The organism is Pantoea jilinensis (genome assembly GCF_019104105.1).
GTDB lineage: Bacteria > Pseudomonadota > Gammaproteobacteria > Enterobacterales > Enterobacteriaceae > Pantoea > Pantoea eucalypti.
This window is the reverse complement of the sequence record NZ_CP077746.1, coordinates 1781579-1796145: the sequence shown is the minus strand read 5'-3', so window position 1 is coordinate 1796145 and position 14567 is coordinate 1781579. Positions and strand designations below refer to the sequence as shown.

18 protein-coding genes and 3 pseudogenes are annotated in these 14567 nt (G+C 55.4%); 18 read left to right on the top strand and 3 right to left on the bottom strand.

Annotated elements, in window-relative coordinates; all coding sequences use genetic code 11:
* Positions 1–74: 74 nt before the first annotated feature.
* From KTJ90_RS08450 to KTJ90_RS08430, 5 genes and pseudogenes are all read left to right on the top strand, one after another.
* A complete protein-coding gene (locus tag KTJ90_RS08450) occupies positions 75–248 on the top strand; it encodes a TraR/DksA C4-type zinc finger protein (RefSeq protein WP_071778541.1) in 174 nt (57 codons plus the stop codon).
* Positions 248–2476: pseudogene (locus KTJ90_RS08445) on the top strand (replication endonuclease). Before KTJ90_RS08450 ends, KTJ90_RS08445 begins: the two are co-directional and overlap by 1 nt.
* 109 nt (positions 2477–2585) lie before the next feature.
* Positions 2586–2762, top strand: coding sequence for a hypothetical protein (locus KTJ90_RS08440; RefSeq protein WP_008925343.1), 177 nt, complete (start codon positions 2586–2588; stop codon positions 2760–2762).
* 405 nt (positions 2763–3167) lie between these two features.
* Positions 3168–3626, top strand: coding sequence for an STM2901 family protein (locus tag KTJ90_RS08435; protein WP_039660063.1), 459 nt, complete (start codon positions 3168–3170; stop codon positions 3624–3626).
* Complete coding sequence (locus KTJ90_RS08430; RefSeq protein ID WP_003854584.1) at positions 3620–3919, top strand: DUF1493 family protein; 300 nt, start codon at positions 3620–3622, stop codon at positions 3917–3919. The genes KTJ90_RS08435 and KTJ90_RS08430 overlap by 7 nt, the downstream gene beginning before the upstream one ends.
* Before the next feature lie 30 nt (positions 3920–3949).
* Here the strand turns inward: KTJ90_RS08430 and KTJ90_RS08425 are convergent.
* Both KTJ90_RS08425 and KTJ90_RS08420 read right to left on the bottom strand, forming a co-directional pair.
* A pseudogene (locus KTJ90_RS08425) lies at positions 3950–4993 on the bottom strand (phage portal protein).
* Entirely contained in the window at positions 4993–6756 is a 1764-nt protein-coding gene (locus KTJ90_RS08420) for a terminase ATPase subunit family protein (RefSeq protein ID WP_499026481.1), read from the bottom strand. Before KTJ90_RS08420 ends, KTJ90_RS08425 begins: the two are co-directional and overlap by 1 nt.
* Positions 6757–6900: 144 nt before the next feature.
* Between KTJ90_RS08420 and KTJ90_RS08415 the strand changes: the two genes are divergently transcribed.
* The 11 genes and pseudogenes from KTJ90_RS08415 to KTJ90_RS08365 all read left to right on the top strand — a co-directional run bounded on the left by KTJ90_RS08415 (position 6901) and on the right by KTJ90_RS08365 (position 12466).
* A complete protein-coding gene (locus KTJ90_RS08415) occupies positions 6901–7749 on the top strand; it encodes a GPO family capsid scaffolding protein (RefSeq protein WP_499026300.1) in 849 nt (282 codons plus the stop codon).
* Between the two features lie 52 nt (positions 7750–7801).
* Positions 7802–8881, top strand: coding sequence for a phage major capsid protein, P2 family (locus KTJ90_RS08410; protein ID WP_499026298.1), 1080 nt, complete (start codon positions 7802–7804; stop codon positions 8879–8881).
* A 3-nt stretch (positions 8882–8884) separates the two neighbouring features.
* Positions 8885–9553 carry a phage terminase small subunit gene (locus KTJ90_RS08405; protein WP_499026296.1) on the top strand — a complete coding sequence of 223 codons (669 nt, stop codon included), beginning with the start codon at positions 8885–8887 and terminating at the stop codon, positions 9551–9553.
* A 118-nt stretch (positions 9554–9671) separates the two neighbouring features.
* Positions 9672–10121 (top strand): annotated as a pseudogene (locus tag KTJ90_RS08400) (head completion/stabilization protein); the annotation flags it as partial.
* Entirely contained in the window at positions 10121–10324 is a 204-nt protein-coding gene (locus KTJ90_RS08395; RefSeq protein WP_182630319.1) for a tail protein X, read from the top strand. The pseudogene KTJ90_RS08400 and the gene KTJ90_RS08395, both read left to right, overlap by 1 nt.
* A 2-nt stretch (positions 10325–10326) precedes the next feature.
* A complete protein-coding gene (locus KTJ90_RS08390; RefSeq protein ID WP_010255079.1) occupies positions 10327–10545 on the top strand; it encodes an HP1 family phage holin in 219 nt (72 codons plus the stop codon).
* Positions 10529–11038 carry a lysozyme gene (locus KTJ90_RS08385; RefSeq protein WP_499026294.1) on the top strand — a complete coding sequence of 170 codons (510 nt, stop codon included), beginning with the start codon at positions 10529–10531 and terminating at the stop codon, positions 11036–11038. Before KTJ90_RS08390 ends, KTJ90_RS08385 begins: the two co-directional genes overlap by 17 nt.
* A complete protein-coding gene (gene lysB / locus KTJ90_RS08380; protein ID WP_499026292.1) occupies positions 11035–11457 on the top strand; it encodes an Rz-like lysis system protein LysB in 423 nt (140 codons plus the stop codon). Before KTJ90_RS08385 ends, lysB begins: the two co-directional genes overlap by 4 nt.
* Positions 11354–11626, top strand: coding sequence for an Rz1-like lysis system protein LysC (lysC, locus tag KTJ90_RS08375; protein ID WP_499026290.1), 273 nt, complete (start codon positions 11354–11356; stop codon positions 11624–11626). Before lysB ends, lysC begins: the two co-directional genes overlap by 104 nt.
* On the top strand, positions 11559–12026 hold the full coding sequence (locus KTJ90_RS08370; RefSeq protein WP_499026288.1) for a phage tail protein: 468 nt from the start codon (positions 11559–11561) through the stop codon (positions 12024–12026). Before lysC ends, KTJ90_RS08370 begins: the two co-directional genes overlap by 68 nt.
* The gene (locus tag KTJ90_RS08365; protein ID WP_499026286.1) at positions 12023–12466 is read left to right on the top strand and encodes a phage virion morphogenesis protein; all 444 of its coding nucleotides are present in this window, start codon (positions 12023–12025) and stop codon (positions 12464–12466) included. Before KTJ90_RS08370 ends, KTJ90_RS08365 begins: the two co-directional genes overlap by 4 nt.
* 4 nt (positions 12467–12470) lie before the next feature.
* Here KTJ90_RS08365 and KTJ90_RS08360 read toward each other — a convergent pair whose 3' ends face one another.
* Positions 12471–13541, bottom strand: a complete 1071-nt coding sequence (locus KTJ90_RS08360; RefSeq protein WP_499026284.1) for a hypothetical protein — start codon at positions 13539–13541, stop codon at positions 12471–12473.
* A gap of 90 nt (positions 13542–13631) precedes the next feature.
* Here KTJ90_RS08360 and KTJ90_RS08355 point away from each other — a divergent pair, with 90 nt between their 5' ends.
* Positions 13632–14216, top strand: a complete 585-nt coding sequence (locus KTJ90_RS08355; protein WP_499026282.1) for a phage baseplate assembly protein V — start codon at positions 13632–13634, stop codon at positions 14214–14216.
* Complete coding sequence (locus KTJ90_RS08350; RefSeq protein ID WP_499026280.1) at positions 14213–14563, top strand: GPW/gp25 family protein; 351 nt, start codon at positions 14213–14215, stop codon at positions 14561–14563. The genes KTJ90_RS08355 and KTJ90_RS08350 overlap by 4 nt, the downstream gene beginning before the upstream one ends.
* The last annotated feature ends 4 nt before the right edge of the window (positions 14564–14567 follow it).

The following is a 14567-nucleotide window of genomic DNA, read 5'->3' as shown; positions in this document are numbered from 1 at the left end:
TTTCGGTCATTTTCAAATTGCGCGCATGCAGCCCGATTTTAAGCCGCCCTCGCAAAAGAGATATGGTCCCTTGACTGATTCTGGCTGTAACAGCCGCGCGCGCGCCTGCTATAAGCGCCTCATTTTGTGAAGACTGTGATACCCCAATTCCTGAAACGCGCCGCCGCGCATATCTGAGTGTAATTCGCTGCGTTTCCTGCCAGGAAATTGAGGAACATCGCAATAAACACCGGCAGGGCAATGTCTGATGCATGAGGAATTTGCTTACCCGTGGAATGCTCCACGGGAAGCCATCGCCAGCCCTTATCCCACATATGAGGAAATGCACAGCCGCACTCAGATGATTGCGGCTTTAGTGCGTGCGCAGGAGCTACTTGAAAAGCAGCCGACTGTGATACAGCTCGACGTTAAACGCCGCGTTAGTGATCTTGAAAAGACACAGGGAACAGCCCGCGCCAATGCGTACTTAACAAAGACATTTGTTGAGCGCACATTGCCACGCGTTGAAACCGTTAATGCTCAATATCGTCTCGGCGTGATGTAGGGGAGCACATTAAGTTTACTCGGCGGTAACGCAACTGAGCGCGACAATGCGGCTATAGCAGGTGGTCAGCTTTTCATTCTAATGCGCCGTTTTAACCGCCTGCCGGATATGGCTCGCGCCGATGTCGATCTGCTGGCCGGGTATGTGGCTAATTTCATTCTCGCTGAGCTGGTACAGGCGCACGCGCAGGCCAGCGATGAGTCAGATTACAAATACACGCACCGCGTTTACATGACCGCCGCCACCATTACCCGTGAGCTGAGCCAGACCCCGCCATTATGGGATAAAGTCACGTCACGGCTGTTTGACCCGGAGGAAGTTATCCCGGCGATCATGCGTATGCAGACGGAAAAGTGGTGGAAAGGCCGACTGCGGCGAGTGGCTGCATCATGGCGTGAACACCTTCAGATCGCCCTGGCTAACGTCAGCAAAAAGCACACCCCCTACGCCAGCAGCATGACCGTTTCAGAGTGGCGCGAGCAGAAGCGCCGCACCCGTGAGTTTCTGAAGGGAATGGAGCTGGAAGACGAAGAAGGCAACCGTATCAGCTTGATCGAGAAATATGACGGCAGTGTGGCCAATCCGGCTATTCGCCGCTGCGAGCTGATGACCCGCATTCGTGGCTTCGAAAATATCTGCAATGAAATGGGCTTTATCGGCGAATTCTACACGCTGACCGCCCCCGCGCGCTATCACGCCACAATCAAAACCGGGCATCGTAACCGTAAATGGAACGGTTCCAGCCCGGCCGACACCCAGCGTTATCTCTGCAGTGTCTGGCAGAAAATTCGCGCCAAGCTGCACCGCGAAGAAATCCGCATCTTCGGGATCCGCGTTGCTGAGCCTCATCATGATGCGACTCCGCACTAGCACATGCTCATGTTTATGCGTCCGGAGCAGGCTGAACGCGTGCGCGAGATTATGCGCGACTACGCCTGGCAGCAAGACGGCAGCGAGCTGACAACCGACAAAGCCCGTAAGGCCCGCTTTCACGCCGAGGCTATCGACCCGGAGAAAGGTAGCGCGACGGGTTACGTTGCTAAATACATTTCCAAGAATATCGACGGCTACGCGCTAGACGGCGAGACGGACGCCGAAAGCGGCAAAGACCTTAAGGAAACTGCCTCGGCCGTTTCTGCCTGGGCGGCACGCTGGCACATCCGGCAATTTCAGTTTGTGGGCGGTGCGCCGGTCACGGTTTACCGCGAACTGCGCCGCATGGCAGACAGCGAAACCGCGCACGGCCTGAGCGTTGAGTTTGCGGCCGCGCATGACGCCGCCGACGCAGGAGACTGGGCCGGATACGTTAACGCGCAGGGTGGCCCATTTGTGCGCCGCGACGAGCTGGCTGTGCGCACCTGGTATCAGGCAAGCGAAGACATGAATGAGTACGGAGAGGAAACTGTGCGTATCAAGGGTGTTTACGCAACTGAAGTTGGCAACGATACGCCAATTTTAACCCGTCTGATGCAATGGAGGATTGTCCCGAAACGTGCCGTTGATTTGGATTTTGAATTTAAGGACGCGCCTGCGTCCTCTCGGAGTTCTGTCAATAACTGTACGGAGCCGACAGGCTCTGAAGCCGCTATCGATTTCACAAAGCCCCCTACTCGCGCCGAGCGAAGAAGGATTCTTAAGCGATTAAGAGAAAAGCCAGCGCAGGAGCAACCTGAGCCGGACAAATATCACTCTGAACGGAGTCATTGCGCAGAACGTGAGGCGTTGAAAAAGAGTTTCTTTGAGATCTCCAGGTTAACACTGTCCGACGGTGAAGCTGTGCGCATGATGAAAGGCCACACAATCAAGATTGGAGAGCTTTCTTACTGGAGCGGAACAAGCGGCTATCTGTTCCATAGACGTCGCATAAATGCCGCCCCATTAAAGCGCTTCAATGCACTAGCGAGAAAAAGAGGCATACAGTTGCCTGATTAATAAAACGGCAGTCGGACTAATCTGAGCCGCACGATTGTTTACGATTTTAGTTCATCATGACACTGTTTATACATACAGTACATTTTGACTAAAAGGAGTTAATCATTTGATGAAAATAGATAATCTAAGTGAAACGGTTGCACGCATTCAGTTCATTGCTGACGTATCGCTGATCGCACATTGCAAAGAAGATGAATTAAAAATGGCACTGTCGATGATTAGCGACATGGCAGGGACAATCGACACAGCTATTTTCGAAGCCGCTATTTACTGCCAGGCAGAATGATTAATTGCCCCTTCCCTACCGTTCACTAGCCACCTTTAAGGTGGCTTTTTGCTTCTGCATCAAAGTGCATATGCTTGCATTAATCCGCATGATCCAAAGTGGATCGCTAAGCGTCTGTAAGACCAGAGCTGGCGCGCTCAGAGGTTGTACATGCAACTGCATTAAAAGCGATGCACAAAGCGGGCAGGCGTGGCGGGGATAGCATTGCGCGCGAGGGGTGTAAACATGTATTCGGAGGTTGCGCCAGCGGCACGGAGGCGCACGCAAGGGTTTGATGAGATTGAACTGGTGAAGAGGATTTGAGCCTCGCAAATCGGGTCTGAGAGCGGCAGATGAAGTATGGCACTGACCGGAATCAATATGATAAAGTTTTGACCAACACGGTTAACCATGTAAGGGAATTATATGGATACAACTGAACAGTTAAACGGGACTTACTTCTATGGCGGGCTTACCAACCTTTCCCCGGCAGAGCTTTATTTCTGGATTATGATTGATGTGACCGCTGAGCATTTTAGCGGTGCAAAGGATATCATAGCCATAGCTGCAATTTACTCGGGACAGAATACGATTGACGTGTCAGGAAAGTTAAAGGGTGCCTGGAAAGGTACCTCTTATGCCTCGGTGTATTCTCGCAAGCTGTTGCGCGATTACCGTCTCCCGTTCAGGTTGCCTACGTGGATACAAAACCCTAAAAAACCATTCCAAATTAAAATGTTGATGACCCATAAATTGGGTACTTTCGTCGGTCGCACAATACCGGTTTTAGGATGGGTAATTATGGCCGCTGATGTGGCGGAGATAGGCTGGAAAACTACGGTAAAATACAACCTTATTGCCCATAAGGACGACAGAATATGGTAAGTGAGGATATAGAGAAGGCAGTATTTGCGCTGGTTGAAGATTATAACGGCAGAAGCTTGTTTACATTAAAACGTTACAAGCTTGAGCTGGACACTGATCTGAACAACGACTTTCGCATGGATCCCATCGACGCTTATGAATTACTTGAGCGGTATGCTGACAGTTTTGGCATTGACCCCGGCACCATCTCTTTTAACGACTATTTCCCGGAAGATTTCACCGCACCGCATGATCCGCTTACTCTCCGTTTGTTGGTTGAGTCTGCACAGGCCGGGCGCTGGTTGGGTAAATAACTAACGCCTGCACAGGCAGGCGTTACATCTTCAGTTTGTTGCCGCTTCCAGCGAATAAGGGCGGAAGGCGATCACCTCTTCGCCCAGCCAGTTATTGATTTCCTTCAGACGTTCCTGCAGCGGTGTCAGTTCGTTACGCACAAACACCTATGCCGCTTTCACCGCATCACCGAATCCGCCGGAGTTGTCCGGGATAATCCCCATCATCTGCGGCGGCACGCGGTGTGCGCTTAGCAGGTCGTCGCGGCTGGCCTTCTTGATGTTAAAGAAATCGTCCTTCGTCGCTACCTCGCTGAGCGGCAGAATCTTGATCCCGTCCGGCTTACCGTTCGGCGCGTACATAAACAGGTTGCGGAAGTTGCCGATCCCTTTCGTGTCGCGCATAGCCTGGCGCATCCGGGCAACGTCGCTGCTGCTCTGCGCCGCGTCGGTCATATACAGGATGTAACCGGCGTGCGCGCCGTTCTGATAATACTTGCGGCGGAACAGCGTCGCCGCCTCATTCAGCCATGCGGAGTTAAGCGCGCTGAGGTATTCCGGCAGGCCGTACAGCTCCTGATTGATATCCGGCTCCAGCAGATGAAACACGCTGCCGGCCGAAAATTCGTGCGGCTCCTTCCAGTCATTCACAAACCAGTAAACGCCATCCTTCACGCCTCTGCGGGTGAATTTGGCCGGGGTGGTTTCAAGGCGCAGCGGCTTACCCAAGCCATTACGGCGCAGCTCGGCAAAGGCGTTACCGAAGACCAGATAATCCAGCGCAAACTTGCTGAACTCCTGCTGACTCATCATTGGGTTCGGGATGAATGTTGATGCCAGAATGTTGCGCTTTACATAAATCGGCGAGCTGTGATGTACGGCCGCACGCAGGCTTTTCGCCAGGCCGTTAAAGCTGACCGGCGGCTCAAACCAGCGCCCGTTACCGATGCACTCGGCGTAATCCAGAATGTCGCGCTTATCCATTACCGGCGTCGGATCGCCAAAGGTAAACGCCTCGGCGTGCTGCTGCGGTGCGGTTGCCTGTACCGGCTGCGCGGTGGCGGTGTGAGCCTTGCGGCCTCTGCGTTTGCTCATCAGTAAAATTCCAGAATTGAGGGATTAGCGCCGCCGCTGGCTGCGGTAAGCGGTTCGTTTAACAGTGCGTGCATGATTGCCCAGGCGACGTCGGCATGGCTGGCCTCTTCGCTGCGGCTCGCCTCATAGGTTGAGCGGTTGCCGCTGGTCGTCATGGTTTTGCGGATAGCCATAAACGACTGCGTGATATCAGTCGCCCCGGCGTCATACTCAAGCCGCCCGCTGCTGATGGTGTCTTTCGCCTTCAGCACCATTGCCGTTTTCACTTCGGGCGAGTATTTGATTTCGCGAGCGGCCGGGTAAAACTGGCGTACCAGCTGAAAAACCCCCTGCCCTATGCCGGTGGCATCCACGCCGATATATTCCACAGTGTATTTTTTCGTTAAGTCCTCGATAGATTTCGCCTGCGCGGCAAAGTCCATGCCCCGCCACTGGTGGCGCTCCAGCACGCGAAATTTTCCGCCCGCAACGAGCGGCGGCGCGATAACCGCACAGCCTGCGCTGTCGCCGGTGTGTGACGGGTCATAGCCAATCCAGACCGGCCGGTATGCAAACGGGCGCGGCAGGTACGGGTTAAAATCTTCCCACTCTTCCAGGCTGTCGATCATGCAGCTCTGCAGCTCAGCGAACGGGAACACGCTCGCCTCGTCGTCGACAAACTCACACATCAGCAGGTTCTGATATTCCGTCGGGCTGTATTCAAGCTGCAGCTGGTCAATGTCGAACAGGTTGCAGCCGCCGGTCAGCGCATCCTCAACCGTGACAATCTGCCGCCACTGGCCGTCACCGCACAGCGCGCCTTTTGCCAGGTGTGAATGCGACAGGTCTATCTCAATGCGATCATCTTTGCTGCGCCGTCCCTTGTTAAACAGCTCACCCGACCAGAACGGATAGGCGCTGTGTGAAAGAGCTGACGGCGTGGAAAAATAGGTCGTGCGCCATTTCTTGTGCAGCGACATGCCGCTGGCAACCTTGCGCAGCTCCTGGAATTTCGGGATCCAGAAATACTCATCAAGGTACAGATTGCCGGTGTAGCTCTGCGCGGTGCGCACGTTGGTGCCGAGGAATATCAGGCGCGCGCCGTTCGGCAGCACGATGGGATAGCCTTTCAGGTCAACGTCAGCCTGGCGGGCAAAGTCGATGATGTATTTTTTGAAGACGTGCGCCTGCGCCTTGCTGGCTGAAAGAAATATCTGGTTGCGGCCGGTGGTCAGCGCGTCTATCAGTGCCTCGCGGGCAAAGTAGAACGTTGCGCCAATCTGGCGCGACTTCAGGATATTGCGGATGCGGTGAGTCAGTCCGGCTTTATGCCAGTTGAGCTGATACTCAAAGCAGTTATCCATAAACACGCCGGTCAGCTTATCCGTCTGTTCGTCGCTGAACTCATTTTTAACGACTGGCTGGCGCTCTCCTTTGTTGCGATTGCGCACGTTGGGGTTTAAGTCGGCCTCGTTGCCGCTGCTGCGGTAGCGCTCAACGCGGGCAAGGCGTTCAATCTGACGGCCGAGCGCGTCTATCTCTTTGTAATCACCATTCCCCTTTACCTCTTTCATGATGAGCTGAATCAGCCGGGCTTCCATGCTGGATTCGACGCGACTGATGGGCGCAACGTTGTCCCACGCGTCGCGCAGCTTCCAGCTCTGCACGGTTGGCGTTTTCTGTCCGAGCGTCTCCGCAATCTGGCGCACGGAATAACCCTGCCAGTAAAGCAGTGCGGCCTGACGGCGTGGATCGCTGATGATGGTTGTCGGTGTCATGTTCATACCGGCAAGGCTACCGGTGCCGAAAATGGCGCGCCTGCTGTCCCTGTTTGCTGATGCATCAGCGGGCTGGCATTCGTTGAGGGATTGTGTGGCGACGGGGAAACTGGCCCCGAACCGACCCAACACCTGACCGGAGCCTGATTAATGGCAGCAATCAAAGCAAAGCGTTTTCGTATCGCCGTTGAAGGCGCAACCACTGACGGCCGCGTCATTTCCCGCGACTGGATTTCGCAGATGGCGAAAAACTATGACCCGGCGATGTACGGTGCCCGCGTCAACATGGAGCACATCAAGGGCTATACCCCTGACAGCCCGTTCCGCCGCTACGGTGACGTTACCGCGCTGACCGCCGAAGAAATTACCGACGGGCCGCTCAAGGGCAAGCTGGCGCTTTACGGGGATATCAACCCGGCGCCGGAGCTGGTTGAGCTGACTAAGGCGCGTCAGAAAATCTACACCTCCGTTGAAATCAATACGAAGTTTGCCGACACAGGCGAAGCCTACCTGATTGGTATCGCCGTCACCGACGACCCGGCAAGCCTCGGCACGGAAATCCTGAGCTTCAGCGCCACGGCCAAAGCTAATCCGCTGGCATCCCGCAAGCAGGACAAAGACAACCTCTTTACCGCCGCCGAAGAAACCGTGATCGAGTTTGAAGAGGTGGCCGAGCCGTCACCGTCCCTGCTGACGCGCATCTCGGCGATGTTCTCCGCGAAAAAGAAAACCGATGGCGAACAGTTCGCCGACGTCAGCGCAGCGGTAACAGCCGTCGCCGAGCAGGTGCAGCTCAACGCGGAGAGCCAGACGCAGGAGCTGTTGGCGCTGGAGCAGTCCGTCAGCGCACGTCTGGAGGCTATTGAGCAGCAGTCCGGGGAAGACCGCGCCGCTTTCGCTGCGCTGCAGGGCCAGCTTTCACAGACCGACGGCAGCTTTACCCGCCGCCCGGCGGCAACCGGCAGCGATCCGAAGTCCGGCGCGCAGACCGACTGCTAATCAGGCGTTGCCTTAAAGTTAAACCCCAACACAGAGATAAACAGGAACGCCAATGCGCAAGAATACCCGCTTCAAGTTTAACCAATTCATGACCCGCCTCGCCGAGCTGAACGGCGTCGAAACCGACGACATGAACAAGAAATTTACCGTTGAGCCGTCGGTCACGCAGACCCTGATGAGCCGCGTGCAGGAGTCTTCCGACTTCCTGACCCGCGTCAACATCGTGCCGGTGTCCGAAATGAAGGGCGAGAAAATCGGGATCGGCGTGTCCGGCTCGATTGCCAGCGTGACCGACACGGCAGGCGGCGATGAGCGCGAAACCGCTGATTTTGCCGCGCTGGCCTCTAACGGCTATGAGTGTGTGCAGGTCAACTATGACTTTCATATCCGCTATAACACGCTCGACCTGTGGGCGCGTTATGAGGATTTTCAGGCCCGTCTGCGTGACGCCATCGTGAAGCGCCAGGCGCTTGACCGCATCATGATTGGCTTCAACGGCGTGACCCGCGCCAAAACCTCGAACCGTGCGAAGTTCCCGATGCTGCAGGACGTGGCCGTGGGCTGGCTGCAGAAGTACCGCGAGCATGCACCGGCGCGCGTGATGAGCAAAATCACCGACGAAACCGGTGCCGTGGTGTCGGCGAAAATCCGCGTCGGCAAAGGCGGCGATTATGCCAACCTCGACGCGCTGGTGATGGATGTCACCAACACCCTGATTGAGCCGTGGTATCAGGAAGACCCAGAGCTGGTTGTGATCTGTGGCCGTCAGCTGCTGGCTGACAAGTACTTCCCGATCGTCAACCAGTCGCAGGCCAACACCGAGCAGCTGGCAGCCGACCTTATCGTCAGCCAGAAGCGAATCGGCAACCTGCCAGCGGTGCGCGTGCCTTACTTCCCGGCCAGCGCCCTGATGATCACCCGCCTCGATAACCTGTCGGTTTACTGGCAGGAAGGCACGCATCGCCGCCTGATTGACGAAGTGCCGAAGCGCGACCGCATCGAAAACTATGAGTCCACTAACGAGGACTACGTGATCGAGGATTACGCGGCCGGTTGCCTGGTTGAAAACATCGAAGTCGGTGAGTTCAGCGCGGCTGCAGAAGCCCCGGCAGCAGTAACCCCGGAGGCGTAACGGATGTTAAGCCCTGCCCGACGTCACCGCATGCGCCAGGAGGCTATCGAAGCCTCGCAGAGTGCCGACAACCCGCTGCGCCACGCCAGCGGCTATGAGCAGATGCTCATCAAGCTCATCGACGATAAGCGCCGCCTGAAGAAAGTGCACTCTAACGAGCGCAAGGCGGAGCTTAAGCGCCAGATGCTGCCGGAGTACCTGCCGTGGGTAGCGGGCGTGCTGGAAAAAGGCAAAGGCGCACAGGATGCCGTGCTGATGACCGTCATGATCTGGCGGCTCGATGCGGGCGACGTGCCCGGCGCGCTGGAGATTGCCCGGTACGCGCTGACGCATGGCCTTGTGCCGCCTGACGGCTTTAAGCGCGCCAGCCTGCCTTACCTGCTGGCCGAGGAAGTCGCCAGCGCGGCAACGCGCGCCTGGACGGCAAAAGAGCCGGTCGATGTTGACCCGCTGCTGGCAACCATTGCGATGACGGAATCCGAAGACATGCCCGATCAGGTGCGCGCCAAGCTGCACAAGATAACCGGGTATGTGCTTCGCGATGCGGGCAGGGCCTCGGAGGCGATGATCCACCTTGTAAGGGCGCATCAGCTGCACGACGGCTGCGGCGTCAAAAAAGACATTGAGCGGCTGGGAACTGCGATGAAAAAGCAGGCCATCGCCAGCCGCTGACCGAACGCGACCCCGCGCACGGGCGGCAGGACGGCAACGCACTTTCAGTGTCTGCGCCCTCCTCCACCGCCCACCTATTTCAAAGGCCGATTATGAATAACACGGTTATTATCCCCGCCCCGCCCCGCGACCGGCAGACGCTGCCGAGCCGCCGGTAAAGAATACGTTTTTCTGGCCTGACGTTGACCTGCAGCAGCTGCGCGATGCGCTGCGCTATGAGGGAACGGTCACGGCGCAGCGCCTGCGCCTTGCCGTGAAGACGGCGATTTCAGAAGTGAACGCCGAGCTGTACGACTGGCGCGCCGCGCAGATGGTGGCGGGCTTTAAGATGCAGGCCGACGTGCCTGCGGAATCGCTGGACGGCGAGAGCGAAAAGATTACGGCCTACCTTGCTGCCGTCGGCGCGCTGACCGCCGCCACCATCGTTGAGCGCTATCGCGGCTATGACGCCAGCGGCACGAAAAAAGCGGGCGAAATCGAGGCCAGCGCCGACGAGTACTGGCGCGACGCGCGATTCAGTATCAGCCGAATCGCAGGTAAGCCTGGCTGCATTGTGGATCTGCTCTGATGAACATTTACGCACAGCAGGGCGATACCGTTGACGAAATCTGCCAGCGCTATTACGGGCGAACCGGGCAGGCCGTCGAGCTGGTTTACGCGGCTAATCCGGGCCTTGCCGAAAGCGGGCCGGTGCTGCCGCACGGCTGTGAGGTAACGCTGCCCGATCTGCCTGACTCTTCAGCAGGTGAAACCGTCAACCTGTGGGACTAAAAATGGAAAAAATCAGCTCTGTGATTAACTACCTGATTGGCCTCATCCTGATGTGGTTCGGGCGTCATACGCCGCAGGATATCGCCTTTATGGTCGGTTCCGGCGTGGCCGTTATCACGCTCATTACTAACGTGGCGACGTTCTTTATCAACTGGCATTACCGCCGTAAAACCTACGAGCTGCAGCGCCTGCGGGGGGTGAGCCTTGAGCCAGACCGTTAAACGCTGCGCCGTGGTGGCCGTGCTGGCGATTGCCGCGCTGCTGCCACAGTTCAAAACCCTGAAAACGTCCGAGGCCGGACTGGCGCTCATCGCCAACGCTGAGGGGTGTCGCACCTCGCCCTATCAGTGCAGCGCCGGAGTCTGGACGAACGGCATCGGTCACACAGAGGGCGTGACGCCGCAAAGCCAGATCAGCGAGCGACAGGCGGCGGTCAATCTGGTGTATGACGTGATGCGAGTCGAGCGCGGGATCGATGCCTGTATGCGCAGCGATATGCCACAGCCGGTCTATGACACGGCCGTGTCATTCGCCTTTAACGTCGGCGTGCGCGCGGCCTGCAGCTCGACCTTTGCCCGTTACATCAGGCTGCAGCACTGGCTTGATGCCTGTAACGAGCTGCGACGCTGGGTGTTCGTTAAGGGCGTGAGAAATCGCGGGCTGGAGAACCGCCGCGCGAATGAGACAGCATACTGCCTGCGGGGTGCGACATGACGCGCCTGATAGCGCTGATTCTGGCCGTGGCTCTGCTGGCGCTGGGCGTAACCGGCTGGCAGTGGAAAGAAGCCAAAGACGACCTGACCAGCGCACAACGCATTATCGGCACGCTTTCAGCCGGTATCGAGAGCCGGGATAAAGCCATAGCCCGGCTGGATGCCGATGCCAGGGCCAGCCAGAAGCGTGAGGCCGAGCTGCGGCTGATGCAGGGGCGCGCCAGCACGGCCGCGCTTAACCGTGAAATGACCATACAGAGAGAAACCGATGCGAATCCGATACTGCGTGACTGGTCTGCTGCTGCTCTGCCTGACGATGTTATCCGGCTGCACACCCGCCCGGCCTTCAGCAGCGCCAGAGATTATCTGGATTGGGTGTCCGCGCGTGACAAGCTGCCCGCTGCCGGGAAACAGCCTTAAAACGGCGGGCGATCTGGCGGCGGATAATCGCCAGCTTGAGTCCGCACTCGCTGCCTGCGGGCTGCAGGTCGAAATCATCAAAGACTGCCAGGAGCAACACGATGCTGAAACCGCAACAACTGCGCCAGGCGCTTACCGACAGCGTGCCGGAGCTGCAGCGAAACCCTGACGCGCTCAATGTGTTTATCGACAGCGGGCGCATCGTCTCGACGCTTGCCAGCTCGCTGTCGTTTGAATACCAGTACCGGCTTAACATGGTCATTACCGATTACGCCGGTAACATCGACCTGTTGATTGTGCCGCTGCTGGCATGGCTGCGAACCAATGAGCCCGACATTATGGCAACCGAGGAAAAGCGCCGGACGGGCTTTACCTTTCAGGCTGACGTTATCAGCGACACGGCCAGCGATATCAGCATTGAGCTGCAGCTGAGCGAGCGCGTGATCGTGAAGCAGGCCGACGACGGGCTGCACGTGACGCACGTCGGCGAGAACCCGCTGCCGGAGAATGACGCGCGGCCGGTGCAGCTTTACGTTAAGGGCGAGCTGGTCAGCGAGTGGCAGTCATGAGCGAGCTGCAGCGGGTAAATGACAGGCTGGAGGCGCTTATCAGCAGCCTGTCTGCCCCGGCACGCAAAGAGATGGCGCGAACCATCGCGAAGAAGCTGCGCGCGAGTCAGCAGCAGAACATTAAACGCCAGCAGGCACCTGACGGCACGCCGTTTAAGCCCCGCAAAACGCAGCCGGTGCGCAGCAAAAAGGGCCGGATAAAGCGCGAGATGTTCGTTAAGCTGCGCACAGCTAAGTACATGAAGACGCAGGCCAGCCCGAATGAAGCCGCGATCGAGTTTGCGGGCAACGTGCAGCGCATGGCCCGCGTACATCATTACGGGCTGCGCGACCGGCCATCGCGCAAAGGTAAAGAAGTCCGTTATGAAGAGCGCCCGTTATTGGGGTTAAGCAATGAAGATATTCACGCAATTGAAGAGGCTGTAATATCACTTTTTTGAATAATCACTTAACTTTGACTGCTTTGATTAATGTGGCAATTTGTTCTAACCCATCAAAAGTTGATGGTATTTTTTCTTCCGAGGTCATTATGTTTGAGAAAATAATATCTTCAAATTTACTCAATAGCCCAGCGTTTTGTTTAGATATTTCACTACTATACTTTGAATAATCCTGTATGAATTGACATAAGCTTTTCCTTAATTCAATCTGCATTAACTGCGCTCGGATAGAATTGTAGTTGGCTAATGAGACCCTGAAGTAATACAGCATAACCAAGGTGATTGCAGAAGCAGGCAGAAAAATCACTAGCTCATTTACACTTGCAAAAGCATATGTTTTGTTCACAAAGTGATAAAGGCTATACGCCATTATTAAAGGGATGGTAAAACCTATCAATAGCATAAATGTTCTTGCCCAGCGGATTTCTACTTTTTTTTGTCTGCCTAGTTCGTTAAAACCGGCATAAAGTGCAACGAAATTAAAGCCTGTTTTATATTTCTCAAGGGCCTCTCGTAACTTATCAACCTCACCTTTCTTTTTAATAAGTTCGCCATCCCAAATTTGTTTATGTTGTGCTGCTATTGCTTTTGCTTTTAAAAACTCCCTCATGACACCAAAGTCTTGTCCAGACATCATAAACTTTAGGATGGCTGAGGGCATATCATACAAAGTATAATTAATGTGCTCTGATAGCTTTTTCGGAAATCGCGCTAAATTTTCTTTGATGAACATTCTGATTGCGTCATACGGCCCCGTTGAATCATGTGCTGTGTACAATTGAAACTCGCTGTAGAATCTAAAAGCCAATACAAATATTAAATTGATATTTGCAGCATCTAAGCTTTCCCGATAATTTTTATCCAAGTTAGATGTCAGTTGATCAGAAAAATGGTGAATATTGAACTGAGAATTAACATCCCAATCTTCGCAGTCTCTTACCATTGAACCAAGAATAAGTGCTGTGAAGCCTGCTCGATTTTTTTCGAAGTCATCTGAGAAATCAAGTTTCTTTAGTTCTTTCAAATAAGTAGAAATAATACCTTTGATATTTTCATCTGCAAAATAAATTTTCATAAATGTTACCGGGGTTTTTCAACTGTTTGCTGGCTCATGAACAAGCATAGTTGTGTGGTTTGCTAATACAGTACGTCTCATTATGCCTGCATGAACGAACAACTTACAGAAATCCTGCGCCTGCTGCGCAATATCATCCGCATCGGCACCGTCTCTGAAGTCAATCGCATTGACGGCCTGTGCCGTGTCGATACCGGAAAAAATACAACTAACTGGCTGCACTGGCTGAGCGCCCGCGCGGGTAAAACCCGCTCCTGGAATGCACCGTCAGTGGGTGAGCAGGTGCTTGTGCTGTGCCTCGGCGGCGAACTCGATACCGGCTTTGTGCTGCCGGGTATTTTCTCTGATGACAACCCGGCTCCTTCGGCCTCGGCTGATGCGCTGCACTGGTCATTTCCTGACGGTGCGGTGATCGAGTACGAGCCGGAAACCGGCGCACTGACCGCAACCGGTATACAGACGGCAACTATTAAAGCGGCGGTAAAAATCCTATTTGACTCGCCAGAAGTGGAATGCACAACGCTGCTCAAAACTGCGCAGCTGGAAGTCACAAAGGGCGGCACCATGAAAGGCGACGTTACGCATACCGGCGGCAGCCTTTCCTCAAACGGCAAGGTGCTGCATTCGCATATCCATCCGGGCGACAGCGGCGGAAAAACGGGAGCGCCAGTATGACAACCCCAAAATATATCGGCATGAACCGGGAAACTGGCGGCGCGCTGACCGACCTCGATCATATCCGGCAGTCAGTGCGTGACATTCTGCTGACCCCGCACGGCTCCAGGGTGATGCGTCGCCAGTACGGGTCGCTTTTATCCGCGTTGATTGACCAGCCGCAAAACGAGGCGCTGCGCCTGCAGATTATGTCGGCCTGCTATCTGGCGATCCTGAAATGGGAGCCGCGCGTAAAACTGACCGCCATCAGCTTTGAGTCGGATATCAACGGCGCAATGGTGGTTGAGCTGTCCGGCAACCGCACCGACAGCGCGCAGCCTTTTTCCTTAACCGTTCCTGTGAGCTGAGACT

Coding starts and splice junctions, on each gene's coding strand:
- KTJ90_RS08440 (WP_008925343.1), top strand. CDS start 2,586: ATGAAAATAGATAATCTAAGTGAAACGGTTGCACGCATTCAGTTCATT.
- KTJ90_RS08435 (WP_039660063.1), top strand. CDS start 3,168: ATGGATACAACTGAACAGTTAAACGGGACTTACTTCTATGGCGGGCTT.
- KTJ90_RS08430 (WP_003854584.1), top strand. CDS start 3,620: ATGGTAAGTGAGGATATAGAGAAGGCAGTATTTGCGCTGGTTGAAGAT.
- KTJ90_RS08420 (WP_499026481.1), bottom strand. CDS start 6,756: ATGAACATGACACCGACAACCATCATCAGCGATCCACGCCGTCAGGCC.
- KTJ90_RS08415 (WP_499026300.1), top strand. CDS start 6,901: ATGGCAGCAATCAAAGCAAAGCGTTTTCGTATCGCCGTTGAAGGCGCA.
- KTJ90_RS08410 (WP_499026298.1), top strand. CDS start 7,802: ATGCGCAAGAATACCCGCTTCAAGTTTAACCAATTCATGACCCGCCTC.
- KTJ90_RS08405 (WP_499026296.1), top strand. CDS start 8,885: ATGTTAAGCCCTGCCCGACGTCACCGCATGCGCCAGGAGGCTATCGAA.
- KTJ90_RS08395 (WP_182630319.1), top strand. CDS start 10,121: ATGAACATTTACGCACAGCAGGGCGATACCGTTGACGAAATCTGCCAG.
- KTJ90_RS08390 (WP_010255079.1), top strand. CDS start 10,327: ATGGAAAAAATCAGCTCTGTGATTAACTACCTGATTGGCCTCATCCTG.
- lysB (WP_499026292.1), top strand. CDS start 11,035: ATGACGCGCCTGATAGCGCTGATTCTGGCCGTGGCTCTGCTGGCGCTG.
- lysC (WP_499026290.1), top strand. CDS start 11,354: ATGTTATCCGGCTGCACACCCGCCCGGCCTTCAGCAGCGCCAGAGATT.
- KTJ90_RS08370 (WP_499026288.1), top strand. CDS start 11,559: ATGCTGAAACCGCAACAACTGCGCCAGGCGCTTACCGACAGCGTGCCG.
- KTJ90_RS08365 (WP_499026286.1), top strand. CDS start 12,023: ATGAGCGAGCTGCAGCGGGTAAATGACAGGCTGGAGGCGCTTATCAGC.
- KTJ90_RS08360 (WP_499026284.1), bottom strand. CDS start 13,541: ATGAAAATTTATTTTGCAGATGAAAATATCAAAGGTATTATTTCTACT.
- KTJ90_RS08355 (WP_499026282.1), top strand. CDS start 13,632: ATGAACGAACAACTTACAGAAATCCTGCGCCTGCTGCGCAATATCATC.
- KTJ90_RS08350 (WP_499026280.1), top strand. CDS start 14,213: ATGACAACCCCAAAATATATCGGCATGAACCGGGAAACTGGCGGCGCG.